Below are 14,152 nucleotides of genomic sequence, written 5' to 3'. Positions count from 1 at the left end.
ACCAACAAAATGACATCATCCAGCCCAAAATAGCCAAGATAATTCAAAAAATAAAAATCATAGTTTGCTAGGTTGCAAAATAACAATCAATTCGCCTATTTATCAAAATCGAATAGCAATTTTGTACAAAAATAAGCACGATGGATCCGTTACACTTCTAAAATGATTTTCTTGAGCAGACCGGATAAAGATGAAAGAAAAGAATAAGGAAATCGCTACCTTCAAGATAGCTCAAGAGCTCGGTGGTTTAGAACTGCTCGATGCAAAGTACGAGAAGCAGAATTTCTCACGCCATAGTCACGAGGGTTACACTATTGGCGTCATCGAGAAGGGAGCACAGCAGTTCTTTCGAACAGGCGGAAATCATATCGCGCCACAGGACAGCATCATCCTTGTTAATGCCGATGAAGTACACAACGGGCATTCGGCCTCAGAAGGCGGTTGGGAATACAAAGCAATGTACCCCGTACCACAGCAGTTTCAGACCTTGGGGCAAGAGCTTGGTTCACCAAATGTAGCTCTGCCCTATTTTCCTCAACCTGTGGTTTACGATCCTGAGCTGGCTAGTCAGTTGCGATTGGTGTTTGAAACGCTAGAAAAATCAGACAACCGACTACTACGAGAAACTTTGATTTACGGCACGTTGATCAAACTAGCCAGCAAACACAGCACCCACCGGGCACCGCTCAAAGAATCAACCAGAGCTCAGCGACAAATACAGTTGGTCAAAGAGTTTTTGGAAGACTTCCCGCAAACGGACGTCTCGCTAGAAGAGCTAGCAAAACTGGCTGGGTTAAGCCCTTTTCATTTGCTAAGAGAGTTTCAAAAACAGTTTGGCTTCCCTCCCCATGCTTATCAAATTCAGCAACGTTTACGTATGGCGAAGAAGCTACTAAAAATGGGACAAAAAATTTCAGATGTGGCACAAGAATGTGGCTTCCATGATCAAAGCCATCTGCATCGACACTTTAAAAAAGCCATGGGCGTCACTCCCGGCCAATACGTCCGTCACAGCTAAAGCAGCAATATTGTACAAGGCGTTATGCGACTACCGAGCTATCTTGGTAGCCTGATTTAGGAATAACTAAGAAGAAACTATGGACCACACTTTGCCGTTACAAGAAGAATCAAAAGCCACGCTATTTTGGCAAGGCACACTTGCGATGATGCCACTGAGTATCGCGGTGTTACCTTGGGGTTTGCTCGCAGGCTCATTCGCGATTGATACTGGGCTTCACCCTTTGGAAGGACAAGCACTATCCGCCATTCTGTTCGCAGGTTCCGCGCAGCTCGTCGCGATGGGGATGATTAAATCGGGGGCAGGCCTAGTAACCATGTTACTAACAACGTTTTTTATCACCTCTCGACACTTCCTCTACAGTGTATCGATGCGCAGTAAAATTGCACCACTTCCTCTTAAATGGCGGTTATCACTCGGATTCTTACTCACTGATGAGCTGTTTGCGATTGTAGGTCATCATTCCGATAAACAATTTAATCGCTGGTATGCGCTTGGGGCTGGTTTGAGTTTTTACCTGTTTTGGAATATCGCGACATTGACGGGCATTATTGCGGGAAGCCTGATCCCTGAACTGAACGAAATGGGATTGGAATTTGCTGTGGCCGCGACTTTTATCGCAATTGTAGTTCCGACTATTAAAAATATGGCGGTGCTCGCGAGTGTTGTCGTGGCATTAGTGAGCTCGGTCGCCCTAACCTATTACCAAGTGGAAGGAAGTTTGATGATTTCGAGCATTTTAGCCATGCTTACAGGCTACTTTGTGGAACAAGTACAGGAGAAACACTAATGATCATGTTGTCTATTTTACTGATGACGGGACTTGTTTTCACCAGCCGCTACTTGTTTTTAGAACCCAAGCTACCACTGCGATTAGGGACACGTACACAAAAAGTGCTCAACTACGCCAGCCCTGCGGTACTCACTGCGATCTGGACGCCTATCGTTTTCATTCCCAATGGAGCACTCAGCGTGAATGTGCACAACCCATTTTTATTGGCTGCCTTGCTGGCTGCGTTAATCGCGTACTTTACTAAAAATGTTCTTTTAACGACGGTGATCAGCATGGTGGTATTTCTCGTTCTGCGAATTTGGCTTTAATTCGCCACCCACTCAATCTCCAACAGGGTGACATCACCACACTTTAATCGTCCAAGGAAGATGTCACCTTGATGCACCTCACCAACTCCTTTTGGTGTGCCGGTCATTACCACATCGCCATCTTGAAGTGTTGTGTAACTCGTTAATTCATCCAAAATGGTTAGCGGCGGATAGAGCATCTGGTTAACGTGACCTTTTTGTACACGAACGCAGTTAATCAAGAGCTCTAGGTTAAGATCATTAATATCAATGTTATCCAAAGAGACAAATCGACTAAACACTGCGGAGCCATCAAACGCTTTAGCACGCTCCCAGGGCAACCCTTGTTGTTTAAGTGAAGACTGCAAACCGCGCTTGGTCAGATCCAATCCCAAACCGACCGCTGAATAACGTCCATCTTTGATCAGAAAACAGATTTCAGCCTCGTAATGAAGAGCCTCTTGATGAAATGAACGCAGAGTCGTCGATACGGAAGTCGCGGGTTTATTAAATACCACCATTTGCTCAGGGATCGCATTATCAAGCTCATGAATATGTTCAACGTAATTTCGCCCAACACAAAGCACTTTACCCACTTCTACTTTCTTTTCTTCAACTTGAATAACGCTCATCGCTCTTCCCTGCAAAACAAAAACCTCATCATAATCTAACCTATTGACTTAACGACACTAAATCCCATCCTCTAGTGTGAAAAATAAGACATTCACCCCGTTTTGAGTTTTGTATCATCTAATTGAAACATCACGGTATTTACAAAACAAATAGACAAAAAAGCCAGCACGAGGCTGGCTTTAAATCAATAAGGGTGAATGATTGTTCTCGCTAAATCCTATTATAGGTAGTAACGAGCACCTATCGCCCATTTGTCATCAGTTTCACGACCATGGTCATCATTTAGGTCAAACTGGTAACCCGCGTAACCAACAAATTTAGGCGTGAAGTTGTACTCTGCCTGCAGTGCCATTTCCTCACGAGCGGTTTCTGTTTTAGAATTTTTGAACTCTTTACCTTCAACCATCTCGTAGTTAACGCTCAAGTTTAAGCTGTTCGCTAGAGCGTATGCGATGATCGCTTCGTACGTATCACTTTCCGCCAAACGGTCGCCATTTACACTGAAGTTCATATTTTCATTTGAACCATATACCGCGGCAAGGAACAGACCTTGGCCGTAAGCGCCGTAAGATGCAGACACAACATGTGATTCTGCGGTGTGTTTACCTGTGTAAGCAGGGTGTTGGAAGTCACCACCGTTGTATGAGTAGCCAATTTTCGCGCCCATGATTGCGTAAGAAAGCGCAACTTGCATGCGGTCATCGTATTTAAGACCACCAGTGATAGTACCTGCGTCGTTACGCGTGTATTCATCATTTGCGCCTTGCCATCCAAGACCAACGTTAATCGCACCTGCTTCGCCTAAATCAAAGCCATTTCGATAAGACAGCATTTTATCCGCACGACCTGTGCCTAGGTTTCCGTGATCGTCGTAAATGAAGTCATTCGCAAACGCAATTGGCATATCCGCGATGCCTGCTACATCATAGTAAGGTGACCATTGCGTACCACCTACTGCACGACCGTAAACCTCATGTGTTAAACCTAAGTAACCTAGACGAGTTTTAAACGACTCTTCACCGCCATCTAAGTAGTTTAGAGCCCATTCACCACGTGCGTCTGCGGTGAAGCCATTGCCTAAATCTTGTGTCGCAGAGATATTGATACGAGGAGAGTTAGTACCAACATCCGTGTCACCTTGCTCTGAACCATTTAAGTTAACAGAAACGTGGCCGCCCATCGAAAATGTTGTGCCATCGTTATTATAAAGTTCCACTGCCACTGCTTGAGTGCCGAAAGTTGCTGCTGCGATTGCCGCTGCTAATAATTTTTTATTCATTTCTAAATCCATTACTTATTAGTTGGTTAGTCAGTTTTAGACCCAGCTCTGATTCACTTTCGTAAAACGAAATGATGAACACAGAAAGGAATACAAAGGCCCTCTGGGGCATCTTTTCCGCCAGAATGGATTTACCTTTGTGTAACAACTGCCGACACTTTATTTGATTAGTTCCTGATAACCGAGTGAAAAATTCTCAGCAAAAAACTAAAAAGCAAACGTTTACTTATCCGAAAAAAATCCAGGCGTAAAAACCTTACAAAAAGAAATGCTTTAACGAGATAGTGCTCACAAATACTTGATGAACCCCCAACTTTTGAAAATAACTTTCCCGTCAAAATGAAATATTTACTTACATTTTGGAACAAAAATAGGTTCAGGAACTTTTTGAAAAAAGCACGGTCTCCAATAGAAGGCAGAAAAACCTCAAAAAAGATAAAACCTTTCTTTTTATAAGAGATATAAGAAGGGGCACTTATTCTCGCCAGCAACAAAAGTGCAATCAAATCATAACTTAACAGAAATCTATCTTTCATTTTCAGGGTTTACCTTAGCGTCATCAACACATCGGGCAAGAAAGCCCATCGATTACAACTAGGGTAATAAGAAAATGAAAAAGGCAGCACTAACTACTGCAATTCTTACAGCATTGGTATCAGCACCATCATTCGCAGCAACAGTATACAAAAACGACGGTACTGAATTAAAAGTTGGCGGCCGCGTTGAGTTCCGTGGTGACTTCATCGGTTCAGGTGGTGCTGAAGTTGAAGGCTCAATGGAAGATAAAAGCCGCGCTCGTCTTAATCTAAAAGGTAAAACGGACATCGGCAATGGCCTTTCTGCATTCGGTGTTTACGAAGCCGAGCAAAAAACGGGCAAGAGTGAATTCAAAAACCGCTACATGTATGCAGGTGTCGACTCTGATATCGGTGCTTTCTCTGTAGGTCGTCAAGACATGGCTGCAGTCATCATCTCTGACATGACGGATATCACTGAGTTCTCTGGTGTTCAGCAAGTTATCGATTCGTCTTCTGATAAGCAAGACAGCGTTTTCGCATACCGTGGTGCGTTTGATGCGCTACAACTGCAAGCAACCTACCAAGCAAACTCTAGCGATAACGAAGATAAATACGGCATCTCTGGAATGTACTCACTGCCAATGGGCCTAGACCTCGGTCTTGCATATTCTGGTGGCGACGTAAATAAAGACAACTCTGAAGATCAAATTCTAGGTGGTATCGCCTACTCGATGGATAACCTATACCTAGCAGGTACTTATTCTCAAGGTTCCCTGACTGACGCTGAAGACTTTACGGCTTACGAGCTAGTCGCAAGCTACAAAGTAGCAAGCAAAGTGACACTTGCTGCGCTATACACAGCTCAAGAGAATGATCCAGACAACAGTTCAAAGTACGACACCGTTGAAGGTATCGAGCTTGTTGGTTACTACAAACTAAACAGTAACTTCCGTACTTACCTGTCTTACTACATCAACCAACTCGATGAAAAGAAGGATGTAGTAGATGGTAAAGTGAAAGTGGTTCAAGGTGAAGACACACTACGTCTAGGCGTACGTTACGATTTCTAATTCACTCTTGTCCTAAGAGCGAGTCCAATTGGCCAGCATGCTTGCTGGCCATTTTTTTGTGTAACCCAACATAACTCGATAAATTTTCACACTATCCAAACGTCGCTCAGCAATGAAAAACGAGCGTAGTGACTCCTGCCTCTGCCCTCTTTTAATGCGATTTGTCACTAAGTTAGTGCATTTCTCCTAATAGCCAACCGAACTAAAATAAAAAGACAATTAAAATCAAATAGATAAAAATTGGCACGCGTTCTGCAATATTATTTATGCAAATGCATGGCAGCGTTTGTGCTTCTCGTTCTTTGTACCTGTTATAACAGGCACGTCCTTTGAATTGGTAATGTCGCCTCCCTCTGGGAGGCATTTTTTTATTGGCGCGAAAAACAATAGGACGTATGATCCCGCCACCTCTATCAAACTGGAATTTTTCAATTGAATCATCATCCTGTTCAAGGTGCGTCCTGGATGCTAACAGCTGGCTTGGCATTCGCCATAGTGAACAGCTTCGCCCAAATTGCTAGCATCAACTTTGGTGTCTCTTCCACCACATTCGCATTATTCCAATATGCTATTGCCTTATTTGTCATTCTGCCCTATCTGCGTACACTTGGAATTAGACGCTCACTAAGAACCCAACACTTTGGTTGGCATGCCTTCCGTATTTTTCTCTCTGTTATCGGGATTCAGCTTTGGCTTTGGGCACTCGCTTATCCAGTTCCGATTTGGCAAGGCATTGCGCTGCTGATGACCTCTCCATTATTTGCAACGGTTGGATCTGGCTTGTTACTCAAAGAGAAAGTAGGTACTGCACGCTGGTTAGCAACATTAACAGGGTTTGTTGGTGCTATGATCATTCTTGAGCCGTGGGCAGATTCATTTACATGGGCGACCCTGCTTCCTGTTGGCGCCGCATTTTTCTGGGCAGCGTATTCTCTGATGGTAAAGAAAATGTCGGTCAACGATCCGCCCTCAACCATGGTTGTCTATTTATTACTGCTGATAACGCCGTTTAATATCTTATTGGCAATACCGACATTTACGATGCCAAATACCTGGACGATATGGGGCGTACTTTTAGCCGCAGGCGCGCTTACAGCACTCGCTCAATGGGCTATCGTTAAAGCGTACGCAGTTGCAGACGCCTCGTTTGTGCAACCATTTGATCACGCAAAACTGCCTTTGAATGTCGTTGCTGGCTGGTTGGTGTTTGGCTGGGTACCACCTGGTCGTTTATGGCTAGGCGCCGCGATTATTATTGCCTCCATTGCGTTTATTACGCACTGGGAATCGAAAAAGACAAAGCTAGTTGAAAGAAAAGTCTAATTTCAAGGTTCTATATTTTCAGGAAAGGAAATGAGGAACACCATATGAGTCAACCAATCAAAATTACACTGTACCGCTGGGCTGGTAGTTGGGGTCCATTCAAAGTCAATATTCCTTGTGGTGAATGTACGTTAACTAAAGATATTTTGACGGATACTTTTAAAAACGAACTCGCTGATGTCCCCGTTGAACTGGAAGTAAAAGATTGGTTATCACATTGGTGGGAACCATTAAAAGCAGGGGCCTGGCATGCACCGATTCTTATTGTCGAAGGAAAAGTGGTCAGCCAAGGAGAAGCGCTAAACCGGGGCGTGCTTGTGCAATCAGTTATCGCTGAATGGGTCAAACGCGATGAGCTAAAAGGCAACATTGTTTATGGTAAAGCCACCTGCCCTTACTGTGTCAAAGCGAAACAACTACTTGACGATGCTGGTGTTCAATACGAGTATCATGACGTGGTTAAAGACAGCGCCGCTTTGTATCGCATGATCCCCGAAGTAAAAGCCATCATTGGAGAAAAAACGCCGGTAACAGTGCCGCAGATCTGGTTGGATGGAAAGTATGTTGGAGGCGCTGACGATTTAGAAAAGTGGTTAGCAGCAAAGGGGCTAGATAAAGTGCCTAATAATGTCGTGGAGATACCAAGCCAATCCGCTTAGCGTTTGATTCAAATGCCATCCGTCTTTGAGTAGTGGTTTACCAATGTTGTTCAATATGTAGGCTGCCACTAAAAACAAGACAGATAAAAGCAAAAAGCCCTGATTCTTCAATCAGGGCTTTTTAAATTATTTCGCCAGTTTTTTCATAACACGAGCAAAAACAGAAGCTTTTTTCTTCTTCGCTTTACCGTAAAGCGCTTTGTGCATCGCGTCTTTTGCAATCATCTGGCCAATATAAGCACCACCAAGTTCGTTACCCATGACCTTCTCCTGAATGTATTGACTTAACTATGTTGTAATTTTACACCACAATTAGATAAAAACAAGACTGGCGTCACATTTATTTTGTAATTAACTTTCAGGTTAGTTCTGATTACTTTTTCGAAACGGGCGCCTATCGCTTAGGTTGCTGGTATGTTTTACCCGCTGCGACGTACGTATCTTTCTGTTTGATTTCAAAGAACGTTTCAAAGAACCACGCAGCAAATTTGATCAAGTGATCGCCTTCATTCATGACGTGCTCCACGTATTCTTGCTCTTCTCCGGACTCGTCTTCTTGAGTGGTAATATGGTAAATACGTTTCTCGCCATCAACTTCTGCAAGACCAAACTGACCCGTTAGGGATTGTGCCGCTTGTGCAACTTCTTCTTCCTCACACGCCTTCAAGACTTCGAGTGCCTTTGGCATGCTTTCTTGCTGAGTAATTTCTTTTACCAGTGTTTCAAATTCGTTTTGTTGCATTCTTTCACCTAACGATTAGAGATCGGATAGTCATTTGGGCAGAAAGGTATCCCCAAGCTGAGAGGAGCATCAGGCATTGCCCTCTTCCTCTCAAACTGAGTCATTCAATATACACAATGATCCTGACTTAATTTAGCAGCGCATTTTAGAAAGCTGCCTCTTTCGTTGCAAGTATATTCAGGTGGAAGTTTCTGCTTGAATCGTCCCTTCTGGCACTTTACGAAATTGGCTTAGTACGAGAACAAAGCAAGAAAGTAACGCAATAAACAAATAAAACACCCCAAGCTGGTTTTGATTCGTGACCCAAGAATCTACCAAGTATCCGCCAAACAACCCGGCTAAACACATTTGAATTGATCCAGATAGCGCAGAAACCGCTCCGGCCTGTTGCTTATGTGGCGACAGCAACAAACTAATTGATACCGGAAACGACATGCCTTGGGCAAAACTTAAACACGTAAATGCCACTAGTAATGAAAATACACTGAAGGGTGTAACCAACAACATGAAGCCAGCAATAGCAACAATCGCGAAACTCATCAGCAAGATTTGCTGAGCTTTGTAACGAGCGTTGATCAAATTAAGCACCAAGCTACCCGTCAGCAAACCAATTGACGGTATGATCATCAAAGAACCGTAATCTGCCGCCGTTAAGCCTAACTCTTGTTGCATTAAAAATGGATACAAGGAGAGCGTGACCAGAGCCGATAAATAACTAAGCCAGTTGTAGCTCGCACTACCAATCACTTGAGTATTCGTTAACAGGCGCAAATAATTTGCACTCACCTGGCCTACTTTAAATTTTCGCTTCGGGTAAGGCAGCGTTTCTGGCAGCACCAATAAACCAAGCGTAAAAATTGCCATTAAGTAAATCAGCACAAACACAAAGACAGCATGCCAGCTCAGGTGAAAAGCAATCCAACCACCAAACAGCGGAGCAATAATTGGCATCACAGATGCCGTGACTGAAATATAAGATAGCGCTTTGGTTAATTGCATACCGTCATAACTGTCACGCAATACGGAGCGACCAAGCACCGAGGCACTGCCCGCTCCCAAACCTTGAAGTAACCGCCCCGCTTCAAGAGCAATAATGTTGTCCGAAAAGGCGATACAAATAACCGTACCAACTAGGTACACACTTTGGCCCAGAATAAATACTGGTCGACGACCAATCGCATCAGACAATGGGCCATAAAAAAGCTGAGAGATACCGAAACCAACGAGAAATAGTGTGACGAGATTCTGAATCGAATGTTGCGGCAAATTCAAGTCATGACCAATCAATGGTAAAGAAGGAAGATAAATACTAACGCCAACTTGGCCTGTGGCAATGATCATCATCGCTAATAACAATGGTGTTTTACGCAAACGTTCCTCCTACTTTGTGACAGATTGATGGCAAACAGTGTATATTTGATACTCAAAGATGATAATCAGCTAAGTTGGAAAGGAATTAATTCCCAAGGAGACACAATGGACTGGATTCAAAGCGTGAAGAGTTATATTCGTGTGGTCGAAGAAGGTAGCTTTAATGCTGCAGCGCGGAAACTCAATACCACCAGCTCAGCTATCAGTAAACGAGTTCAATGGCTAGAAGATAAAATTGGCGTTCAGCTACTTAAACGCACGACCCGCTCTATTAGCCAAACCGAAGCTGGTGCGCTGTTTTATCAACGAGCAAAAAATCAGTTGGATTCATGGCAATCAGTATTAGATGAAACTCGCTCAGTCAATCAATCACCAGCGGGGTTATTGAAAATTGGCGCGACACTGGCGGTTGGTTCTAAGTTTTTGGTGCATTACCTAGATGATTTTCTTGAGAAATATCCAGACATTACGCTTCAATTAACGACAACGCTACCGGGCCAATTGCCAGAGCTCAGCTTAGACCTGTTTATTAGCCGGGAATTAGAGCAACTTAATTCGCTAAGTTTCAAAGCCACCGCACTTTTCGAACATAAAGCCCAGTTTTACGCCGCGCCTAGTTACCTAAAAAAATATGGCACCCCACAATGCGTTGAGGATCTGACAGAGCATAATGTCCTGATTTGGGGTGAAAAGCCCTCACGAGAAATCAAAACCAATCGAGGCAAACGTATCAGCTTGTCCGGTAACTTTGCCACGACCAACCCAGAAGCGCTGTTTCATGGTGCCAAAAGAGGCATGGGTATTCTGATGACGAATAACGTCATGATCAAAGATGATCTCAAATCCGGCGCGTTAGTCCCTATCCTGCCCGATATCACAGCGGATAAAGCCACTGTATATGCCTACTATCCAAAGCTGGATTATCAGCATACCCGGACTAAGCTATTCCTCGATTATCTCAAATCGCGATTAGAAGAGGAGAAGCGTGCTTAGCTTGAATTTCTAGCGCTATATATCGATGAGGTTCAAGCATAAAAACATGAAAATAATGATTTGTTCGTTCACAAAATTTGAAAAATTCGCCTTAGTAACCGATAGTTTATTTGATGCATATCAAATAATAATTCTTCGTGTCTCACACGATATGGTAATCACAACGCTAGGTGAAATGCTCAATGGGTCAGGTACAAATCAGTTTCCACAAAATTGATGAAATATTGAAGCTAAACGGCACGGCTCAGCTAAACCGAGTCACGTTAGATATTCATCAACAATTGCAGAGCCATTGCACTTGCGTTGTAGAAGTTGCGCATCTTCAGCATTCGGCTCATACCATCTCCTTCGCCAGCAATGGAAAAATTACAGACAATCTAAGCTACCACCTTTCAGGCACCCCCTGTGAAAAAGTGGCAAAAGACATTGGCGAACATATTTTCTATCAGGACCAAGTTTACAAACGCTTTCCTGAAGATCAGATGTTTCAAGAGGATGGTATTCAAGCTTACATTGGTCTGCCATTAAAGACACAAAATGGCGAGGTTCTGGGAATTTTATTGTCCACCTTTACCCGAAGCATCCACGCTAAGGAAGCGCAAGATATCCTCGACTTCCACCGCTTTTATGCCAATGTCATTATTCACAGCTTACGTGAAAAGTGGGTCAGTGAACGTTCAGATAAGCTTCTTAATCAGCTTAGCTATGAAGTATCGCATGATAACCTAACTGGGCTGCTCAACCGTAGTTGCTTAGCTGATACCTTGGAGACATTGACGCAACAGGCCACTCGTCCATTCAGTTTGGCTTATCTAGACATCGATAACTTTAAATCGATCAATGATATCAACGGAAACTACATCGGCGACCAAATTATTAAGTTTACGGCAAACGCCATTCAACAGAGCTTGTCATCGCCAAACAACGCTTTTCGTGTCGCTGGAGATGAATTCGCCTTCATTACTTACGACGAAGATCCTGTCGCCGTGTGTCAGGAAGTACTCGACAAAATTGAAAGCGGCTACAGCGACAAATCTAACCGAATTTCTTTCACTGTTAGTATTGGTATCGCGCGCGCACCAGTACATATGTTGAACAGCGATGAGCTAATTTTGAATGCCAGTCTCGCTCTCAAAGACTGTAAAAAACATCGCGATACACGAATTCAGCATTACGACACACACCTTAGCGCCCTTTATCACCGTAGAACGCAGCTTATTGAAGCTATGCGCATTCAACTAAGCGCTAACATACATGATAGCGAAGAGTTGTATGTCGTTGTTCAGCCAATCGTAGATATCACAAGCGATCGCTGGAATTACTTTGAAATCCTAGCCCGCTGGAACAGCAATGTTTACGGAAACATCTCCCCTGCGGAATTCATTGAAGCTGCCGAACAATCAGGCCTGATTATCGAGTTGGGTGAACGTATTATTGAACTCGCATGTATCGCGAAACAAGAGCTAGAAGCCAACTTAGGATACAAAGTCAAACTCTCTATCAATTGCTCTGCCTATGAGCTGGTCGACTCTAACCGCTATATTAACCACCTAACTAACATGGTTGAAAAGTATCAGCATGAAGCAAAAGACTTTGTTATAGAGCTCACCGAGACCGTTTTACTCTCGCAAAGTGGTCGTGAACAGATGGTACTTAACTCATTACGGTACTTAGGTTTTAAAGTCGCGTTGGATGATTTTGGTACGGGATACTCAAGTTTGAACTATATACACAATTATCCGATTGATAGCATTAAAATCGATGCAACCTTCGTTCAAAACATGCTCTCAAATACAACCTCTGAACAAGTAGTGTTTTTGATAGCGCAATTAGCAGAACTGCTTGATGTGGATTTGATTGCCGAAGGCGTAGAAGACGATAGAGCATTACAAAAATTAATTGAAATGGGCTGCCACTACATTCAAGGCTATTTCTACTCTCGCCCACACAGTGTTGATGAAATCGTACACCTGATAAATGAACGTGAAGTGCGGAGCGCCTAAGAGCTCTAAACAAGAGACGGTCATGGAATGTAAATCTAGTTAATGCAAAAAGTAAAAAATAAAAAGAGACCAAGCTATGCTTAGTCTCTTTTTATTTTTTGAGCGAAGTACTTTGTTACAGCACTGCTTTCTCTTTATCGCGTAATAGCTTATCCATTTCATCTCTGTTCGCGACAAAGGTTGCCATCTCTTTCTTAGGAACAGAGCTCGCCATTGGGATGTTTGCTCGCATAGCGTTAACTGGACGGCCGTATTCAATCAATTCATAGTGAAGGTGTGGCCCTGTCACTCGACCTGTTTTACCGGAAAGACCGATACGCTGGCCTCGAGAAACCTTTTGCCCTTTCTTCACCAGGATCTTACTTAGGTGTAAGTAACGGGTTTTGTATTTGCTGCCGTGCTCAACAACCACGTAGTTACCCGCATAAGGGTGTTTACGAGTCATGATCACTGTACCGTCACCAGTAGAAACGACTGGAGTACCGGTTGGTACGGCAAAGTCAGTACCGTTGTGCGGCGCGACACGCCCCGTTACTGGATGTAAACGATTGGGATTGAAGCCAGAACTGATACGCCAACGGCTACTTACAGGATAACGCTGGAATGCGCGCTGCAAGCTCTCGCCTTTGGCATTGTAGAATTGACCATCAGTATGAAGGTAAGCTGTGATTTCACGTCCGCGATTGTAAATCTTAATCGCCTCAATTTCGTTCTTGCCCGTTGGTATACCATTGATGCTTTGCGAACGACGAACGACTTCAAATCGATCACCTGCACGAAGATCACGCCCAAAGTTGAGCTGCTCTTTGAGTAAGCTCACAACTTGACTCACTTCTGCCGACGTTAGACCTAATCGACTTGCAGAAGAAGAGAAACTGCCTTGAATAACACCAACCAATGGTTCTTGGCGCCACACGCCAGGAATCGAGATATCGGTAAAGTCATAGCTACCATCACTATTTAGTTGGTAGACCACTTTATCTGCAATAGAAAATTGCAGTTCCATTTTCTCTAACTCACCTGTCGCATCATCACGCCAAAAGCGGAGCGTGTTGCCCGGCTTTAGTGTATCAAGTGCAAGGTAGTTCAAATCCGTTTCCATTACTTTCATTAACGAGCTGTAACCGAAACCGAGCTGGCTAAAAATAGTGCTTAGGTTGTCACCTGCTTGGATTTGATATTCGAAGTTCGGGGGAGTGACAACTTCGGCAGTTGTCGCATCAAGAATTTTTTCAACGACCTGAGATTCAGGCAGGTTCAGTGCGATGGTTTTGGTTAAAGATGACTCTTTGAGAGAGTGAGAAACACCAATCGCAACTAAAACTGGCAAGGAGTATAACAGCAGCGCTCTACGACTTGTCAGATTCGGCAACCGTCTTGTAATTTCATTTGTAGACACGGGAATTACTATCTCCTTTCAAACAAGGCTCATAGCTTATGCATTCCCGTATAAGAAATCACTA

Annotated in this window: 14 protein-coding genes; 8 read left to right on the top strand and 6 right to left on the bottom strand. The window is 43.6% G+C overall.

Annotated elements, in window-relative coordinates; genetic code table 11:
* The first annotated feature begins 190 nt into the window (after positions 1-190).
* The 3 genes from J8Z23_RS23720 (at position 191) to J8Z23_RS23710 (ending at position 2,119) form a co-directional block, all read left to right on the top strand.
* Positions 191-1,018: an AraC family transcriptional regulator gene (locus tag J8Z23_RS23720; protein WP_006742070.1), complete on the top strand. Its 828-nt coding sequence runs from the start codon at positions 191-193 to the stop codon at positions 1,016-1,018.
* A gap of 79 nt (positions 1,019-1,097) precedes the next feature.
* Entirely contained in the window at positions 1,098-1,808 is a 711-nt protein-coding gene (locus J8Z23_RS23715; RefSeq protein ID WP_046873712.1) for an AzlC family ABC transporter permease, read from the top strand.
* Complete coding sequence (locus J8Z23_RS23710; protein WP_434635503.1) at positions 1,808-2,119, top strand: AzlD domain-containing protein; 312 nt, start codon at positions 1,808-1,810, stop codon at positions 2,117-2,119. Before J8Z23_RS23715 ends, J8Z23_RS23710 begins: the two co-directional genes overlap by 1 nt.
* Here the strand turns inward: J8Z23_RS23710 and J8Z23_RS23705 are convergent.
* Both J8Z23_RS23705 and J8Z23_RS23700 read right to left on the bottom strand, forming a co-directional pair.
* A complete protein-coding gene (locus J8Z23_RS23705; RefSeq protein WP_434635502.1) occupies positions 2,116-2,730 on the bottom strand; it encodes a fumarylacetoacetate hydrolase family protein in 615 nt (204 codons plus the stop codon). The two genes, J8Z23_RS23710 and J8Z23_RS23705, sit on opposite strands and share 4 nt — an antisense overlap.
* Positions 2,731-2,951: 221 nt before the next feature.
* Positions 2,952-4,010 (bottom strand): porin, encoded by a 1,059-nt coding sequence (locus J8Z23_RS23700; RefSeq protein ID WP_237284344.1) that lies wholly within the window; start codon positions 4,008-4,010, stop codon positions 2,952-2,954.
* A 610-nt stretch (positions 4,011-4,620) separates the two neighbouring features.
* Between J8Z23_RS23700 and J8Z23_RS23695 the strand changes: the two genes are divergently transcribed.
* The 3 genes from J8Z23_RS23695 (at position 4,621) to J8Z23_RS23685 (ending at position 7,580) form a co-directional block, all read left to right on the top strand.
* The gene (locus J8Z23_RS23695; protein WP_226422072.1) at positions 4,621-5,598 is read left to right on the top strand and encodes a porin; all 978 of its coding nucleotides are present in this window, start codon (positions 4,621-4,623) and stop codon (positions 5,596-5,598) included.
* Between the two features lie 465 nt (positions 5,599-6,063).
* A complete protein-coding gene (locus J8Z23_RS23690; protein ID WP_053809570.1) occupies positions 6,064-6,921 on the top strand; it encodes a DMT family transporter in 858 nt (285 codons plus the stop codon).
* 44 nt (positions 6,922-6,965) lie between these two features.
* Positions 6,966-7,580: a glutaredoxin domain-containing protein gene (locus J8Z23_RS23685; RefSeq protein ID WP_053809571.1), complete on the top strand. Its 615-nt coding sequence runs from the start codon at positions 6,966-6,968 to the stop codon at positions 7,578-7,580.
* 126 nt (positions 7,581-7,706) lie between these two features.
* On the opposite strand, the gene J8Z23_RS23680 is transcribed toward J8Z23_RS23685, so the two are convergent.
* The 3 genes from J8Z23_RS23680 to J8Z23_RS23670 form a co-directional block, all read right to left on the bottom strand.
* On the bottom strand, positions 7,707-7,841 hold the full coding sequence (locus J8Z23_RS23680) for a hypothetical protein (protein ID WP_005391196.1): 135 nt from the start codon (positions 7,839-7,841) through the stop codon (positions 7,707-7,709).
* A gap of 133 nt (positions 7,842-7,974) precedes the next feature.
* Complete coding sequence (locus tag J8Z23_RS23675) at positions 7,975-8,322, bottom strand: hypothetical protein (RefSeq protein WP_005391198.1); 348 nt, start codon at positions 8,320-8,322, stop codon at positions 7,975-7,977.
* Positions 8,323-8,499: 177 nt separating this feature from the next.
* On the bottom strand, positions 8,500-9,693 hold the full coding sequence (locus J8Z23_RS23670; RefSeq protein WP_434635500.1) for a multidrug effflux MFS transporter: 1,194 nt from the start codon (positions 9,691-9,693) through the stop codon (positions 8,500-8,502).
* Between the two features lie 105 nt (positions 9,694-9,798).
* Between J8Z23_RS23670 and J8Z23_RS23665 the strand changes: the two genes are divergently transcribed.
* Both J8Z23_RS23665 and J8Z23_RS23660 read left to right on the top strand, forming a co-directional pair.
* A complete protein-coding gene (locus J8Z23_RS23665; RefSeq protein ID WP_005391202.1) occupies positions 9,799-10,686 on the top strand; it encodes a LysR family transcriptional regulator in 888 nt (295 codons plus the stop codon).
* A gap of 182 nt (positions 10,687-10,868) precedes the next feature.
* The gene (locus J8Z23_RS23660) at positions 10,869-12,689 is read left to right on the top strand and encodes a putative bifunctional diguanylate cyclase/phosphodiesterase (RefSeq protein WP_074189912.1); all 1,821 of its coding nucleotides are present in this window, start codon (positions 10,869-10,871) and stop codon (positions 12,687-12,689) included.
* A gap of 115 nt (positions 12,690-12,804) precedes the next feature.
* On the opposite strand, the gene J8Z23_RS23655 is transcribed toward J8Z23_RS23660, so the two are convergent.
* Positions 12,805-14,088, bottom strand: a complete 1,284-nt coding sequence (locus J8Z23_RS23655) for a peptidoglycan DD-metalloendopeptidase family protein (RefSeq protein ID WP_145472100.1) — start codon at positions 14,086-14,088, stop codon at positions 12,805-12,807.
* Between the last annotated feature and the right edge of the window lie 64 nt (positions 14,089-14,152).

This window comes from Vibrio sp. SCSIO 43086, assembly GCF_051132235.1.
Classification (GTDB): Bacteria; Pseudomonadota; Gammaproteobacteria; order Enterobacterales; family Vibrionaceae; genus Vibrio; species Vibrio diabolicus.
Note: the sequence above shows the minus strand (reverse complement) of the source record. Positions and strands in the feature narration are given on the sequence as shown.